Raw genomic sequence first — 4,288 nt, 5'->3', positions numbered from 1 at the left:
CCGCAGGACTGGCAACCGACTGGACTGGACTGGACACCATGCCGACATACCGCTTCCCCTCAGCCCCGGACGCATACTTCGAGGACTTTCTCCAGAAGTCGGAGCAGATCAGGAACGAGCGGCTCGCCGCGGCGATCCCGAAATCCCTGATCGAGCCGCGGGTTGCCCGCGGGTTATTGGGCTTCGCCGTGAGCTGGGCACTCTATATCGGCGCGGTCGTGAGCATGAGCTTCGCCCCGTACTGGCCGCTGTACCTGCCGCTGCTGATGGTGGCCGGGCTGGGCGGGTGGGGCCTGCACTGCATCGCCCACGACTGCGGGCACAACTCCTTCTCCCGATCCCGCTGGTTCAACATTGCCGTCGGGCATGTGTCGCTGCTGCCGCTGATCTATCCTTTCCACGCCTGGCGGCACGCGCACAACATGCACCACACCCACACCAACAACCTGGAGCTGGACACCGACTGGCGGCCCATTCCGGCCGCGCTGTATGATCGGATGCCGCGCTGGGAGAAAATGATCTATCATGGCACCCGCACCTGGGCGTTCTGGGGCGGCACCATCAACTACTGGCGGGTGTCCGGGTTCCGGCCGAGCTTCTTTCCGAAGAAGGAGATGCGCCGCGGCGCCCGGCGCTCGATCCTGTTCGTCGCGGCGGTCTGTGCCGGGTACTTCCCGGTGCTCGTCTACTACACCGGGGCGACCGGGTTCCTGCTGTACTTCGTCGGCCCGTGGCTCGCCACGCATGCCTGGTTCAGCGCCACCACGCTGATGCATCACAGCTCCCGTGATGTGCCCTACCTGACATCCGAGCACTGGACCCGCAATGCCAGCCGGCTGCTGCTCACGACGGACTACGCCTACCCGCGATGGCTGCTTTTCCTGACCCACAACATTTCGATCCACACCGCACACCATGTGGCCCCGGTTGTCCCGTTCTATAACCTCACCAAGGCACAGGCCGCTTTGAAGCGCGCCTACCCGGGCATGATCCGGGAACGTGAGGTGAAGATACGGCACCTGTGGCACATCCTGCGTCGCTGCCATTTCTATGACACGGCGTCCGGCTTTTACATGGACTTCTCCCGAGCGCATGTCCCGCCCCAGGAGCGGCGGACGGTCAAGGAGCTTCCGCAGACCGTCGGGGCGGGCTCGTGACACCGGTCGCGATCCGCCGCCTGGGCTACAGCGTGTTGCGGTCGGTAGCACCCGTTCGAGCCGGGCGGCTGGCCGCCGACACCTTCAGCGACACCCGCCCGCTCGGGGTGTACCCCGACGATGTATCGCCGCTGGGTGCTCGCGGCTTCCGGGTGGACGGTGAGCCCCGGGTGCGCGGCGGCTACCTGTGGGGGGACCAGGGCCCGACCGTCCTGCTCGTGCATGGCTGGGGGGCTGACAGCAGCAGCATGCACGGGCTGATCAGCCCGCTGCGGCAGCTGGGTTTCCGGGTGGCGGCGTTTGACGCCCCGGGGCACGGCGTCTCCGCCGGCTCACAGGCGACGATGACCGAGTTCACCCGGGCAACCGGGACGGTGCTGGACACCCTCGGCGGGGTGCGGGCGGTCATCGCCCACTCGCTGGGCTCGATCGCCGCGGTCGGCGCGCTGGCGCCACGTCCGGCGATGCCCGTCGACTGCCTCGCCTTCGTCGCCCCGGCCGCCTCGCTGGCGGGTGTCCTTGAACGGTGGTCGGCTGGTCGGCCGGAAATGTCCCGGCCGGTCGTCGACCGTATCTACGCTGAGTTGCACCGGCGTAACGGGGTGCCGGTCAGTCACTGGGACGTGGTGGGGCTGGGGCGGACGTTGGACTGCCCGAAGCTGGCGATCCACGACCCCGGCGACCCGGTGGTCCCGTTCTCCGACGCCGAAGCCATCGCCGCGGGCCTGCGTACCGTACGTCTGGCGGTGGCTCCGGGCCACGGCCACCTCGGCATTCTCATGGCGGCCCGGGTGACGGCCGCCGTCTCGGCCTTTGTGGCCGAGCACGTCCTGCCCAAGCACGTCGTGTCAGCGCACGTTCCGGAGAGTGAGGCATCGGTCGGATGAAGCCGGAAACCATGGTCAGGGGCAAGGCGTGGATGTGCCTGGTCTGCGGCTGGACCTACTACGAGGACTTGGGGCTGCCCGACGAGGGCATCGCGCCGGGCACGGCCTGGGGAGACATCCCCGACTCCTGGACCTGCCCCAACTGCGGGGTCGGCAAGAACGACTTTGTCATGGCCCCACTGTGACTCTGCTGTATGCGGAACCTGCCGTTGCCAGGGCCGGGTCAGGACGTCGCCACCGGCTCGGTGTGGGAGACGAGCGCGCCGCGACCGGTTGGCGAATGCAGACCTGACCCGGCGGGCTCCCCGCAGTGCCGGCACACCAGCACCGGATCCAGAACCTCACCGCAGGTGTGCCGCCAGCGCACCGGCGGGTCACCGGCGTTCAGGTGCTGGTCGCCCCACTTCATCAGGCTGAGCAGCACGTCGGTGAGGTTTTTCCCGGCGGGCGTCAGATGGTATTCATAACGTGGCGGATGATCGCTGTATTGTTCCCGCCGGACAATGCCGACGGCCTCCAGCTTCCGCAGCCGTACGGTCAGGATGTCGCGCGGCGCCCCGGTACTGCGCACAATACCGTCAAACCTGCGCACACCGAGCATGAGCTCTCGGATGGCCAGCAATGTCCAACGTTCGCCAACCAGGTGCAGAGTGTCGGCGATGGAACATTCACGCGGATCCGGCCCTTTCGGCATGGATCTATTGTACGGGCCATCGACAGGGCTGTTCCCGTCATGCCCGCGACGAGACCGGGTGAGCGCCCTGCCAGCCGACGGGCCACCGCCATCCGGATGTCGGATTTTCCTGTTATATACGGTTATGAACCATTATCATTCATTGTGATCAGGTCGGGGAGTGCCCGCGGGGGAGAAGTAGGCACGCGGCCGCACCGGCGGCGATCGCGGCCAAGGTGAACAGCCAGCCGCTGTCGTAGGCGTGTACGGCGACCGCGACACCCTCGCCCCGGGCCGGGGCCAGGGCCGCGACGAGCATCGCGACACCGAGCACGGTGCCGAGTTGGCGGGCCATGGTGACCACCGCCGAACCGGTGGAGAAGCTCTGTGGCGGCAGCGCGGTGACGGCCGCGCTGATCAGGGTGGGCAGGGTCAGGCCCACCCCGACACCGGTGAGCAGCATGCCCGGCAGCATCCCCCGCAGATAGGTGGGGTCAGGCTCGAGCAGCAGCGCCCACCAGGCAATCCCGCAGCCGAAGAGAACACAACCGGCTGCGGCGACAAAGCCCGCACCGATCCGCCGGGCCAGCGGTCCTGCGCCGACGGCCAGTGCCGGCACCATGAGCGGTCCCGGCGCGATCGCGAGGCCGGTACGCAGTGCCGACCAGGTCCAGACCTGCTGGCACCACAGGATGATGGACAACAGCATCGCCGCGAACGCGACGGAGAACAGGAGCGCGGCCAGGGCCGCGCCCCTGAACACGGGCACCCGCAGCAGCGGCAGCGGCAGGATCGGCGCCGGGTGACGTGCCGAGCGGTACACGAACACGACGAGGAGAACCACCCCGGTCACCAGCGAGACGAGCGTCCTTCCCGAGGCCCAGCCCCAGTCCTGGCCGCGGACCAGGCAAAGGGTCAGCACGGCGATCGCCACGATGAAAACACCCGCACCGGGCAGGTCGGGGCGGGCGGCGTTCAGCCGCGCGGGAGTACGCGGCAGGATCCCCGGACCGAGGAGAAGGACGGCGAGGCCGAAGGGAAGGTTGACCAGGAAGACCCATCGCCAGTCCAGTTCGGTCAGCAGGCCACCGACGACCGGGCCGACCGCGGCGGCCAGGCCGCTGATGGCCGTCCAGGCCCGGACCGTGGAGCCCCGCCGCTGCGGCGGGGCGGCCGCGAGCAGGAGCCCCAGCGAAGCGGGGATGAGCATGGCCGCGCCCGCGGCCTGGACGGCCCGAGCGGCGACCAGCGCCCAGACGCTCGGCGCCAGCGCGCACAGCGCCGAGGCCACGGTGAAGACGCCGATACCCCACAGGTAGGCCCGCCGCGGGCTGGTGCGGTCCGCCAGGCTGCCTGCCGGTACCAGCAGCGCGGCAAAGAGCACCGCGTAGGCGTTGAGCACCCAGGACAACGAAGCCAGGGACGATCCGCCGAAGTGTGTGCCGATCCGCGGCAGCGCCACGTTGACGATGAACAGGTCGAGGTTGGACATGGCCACGCCCGCGGCGACGACGGCGAAGACCGGGCCGAGGCGCACGTGGGCCACCGAGCGGCCCGCGGCGGCGGTACCC

Annotated in this window: 5 protein-coding genes; 3 read left to right on the top strand and 2 right to left on the bottom strand. The window is 69.0% G+C overall.

Annotated features, from left to right (window positions below; all coding sequences use genetic code 11):
- The first annotated feature begins 38 nt into the window (after positions 1-38).
- From MJ783_RS19225 to MJ783_RS19215, 3 genes are read left to right on the top strand one after another with little or no spacing between them, the layout of a single operon-like run.
- Complete coding sequence (locus tag MJ783_RS19225) at positions 39-1,157, top strand: fatty acid desaturase (RefSeq protein ID WP_370651712.1); 1,119 nt, start codon at positions 39-41, stop codon at positions 1,155-1,157.
- Positions 1,154-2,044, top strand: a complete 891-nt coding sequence (locus MJ783_RS19220) for an alpha/beta fold hydrolase (RefSeq protein WP_239312295.1) — start codon at positions 1,154-1,156, stop codon at positions 2,042-2,044. Before MJ783_RS19225 ends, MJ783_RS19220 begins: the two co-directional genes overlap by 4 nt.
- On the top strand, positions 2,041-2,229 hold the full coding sequence (locus tag MJ783_RS19215; protein ID WP_239312292.1) for a rubredoxin: 189 nt from the start codon (positions 2,041-2,043) through the stop codon (positions 2,227-2,229). The genes MJ783_RS19220 and MJ783_RS19215 overlap by 4 nt, the downstream gene beginning before the upstream one ends.
- A gap of 38 nt (positions 2,230-2,267) precedes the next feature.
- On the opposite strand, the gene MJ783_RS19210 is transcribed toward MJ783_RS19215, so the two are convergent.
- A complete protein-coding gene (locus MJ783_RS19210) occupies positions 2,268-2,738 on the bottom strand; it encodes a helix-turn-helix domain-containing protein (protein WP_239312290.1) in 471 nt (156 codons plus the stop codon).
- A gap of 148 nt (positions 2,739-2,886) precedes the next feature.
- The coding region (locus MJ783_RS19205; RefSeq protein ID WP_370651710.1) for an MFS transporter at positions 2,887-4,288 on the bottom strand (1,402 nt) is incomplete at its 5' end.

It is taken from the genome of Protofrankia sp. Cj3 (genome assembly GCF_917627355.1).
Lineage (GTDB): Bacteria > Actinomycetota > Actinomycetes > Frankiales > Frankiaceae > Protofrankia.
The sequence above is the reverse complement of the archived record's forward strand: the minus strand, read 5'-3'. Positions and strand labels throughout refer to the sequence as shown.

What these genes read in the sequence shown, in the direction of transcription:
- MJ783_RS19225 (WP_370651712.1), top strand. Translation starts at nt 39, where the DNA reads ATGCCGACATACCGCTTCCCCTCAGCCCCGGACGCATACTTCGAGGAC.
- MJ783_RS19215 (WP_239312292.1), top strand. Translation starts at nt 2,041, where the DNA reads ATGAAGCCGGAAACCATGGTCAGGGGCAAGGCGTGGATGTGCCTGGTC.
- MJ783_RS19210 (WP_239312290.1), bottom strand. Translation starts at nt 2,738, where the DNA reads ATGCCGAAAGGGCCGGATCCGCGTGAATGTTCCATCGCCGACACTCTG.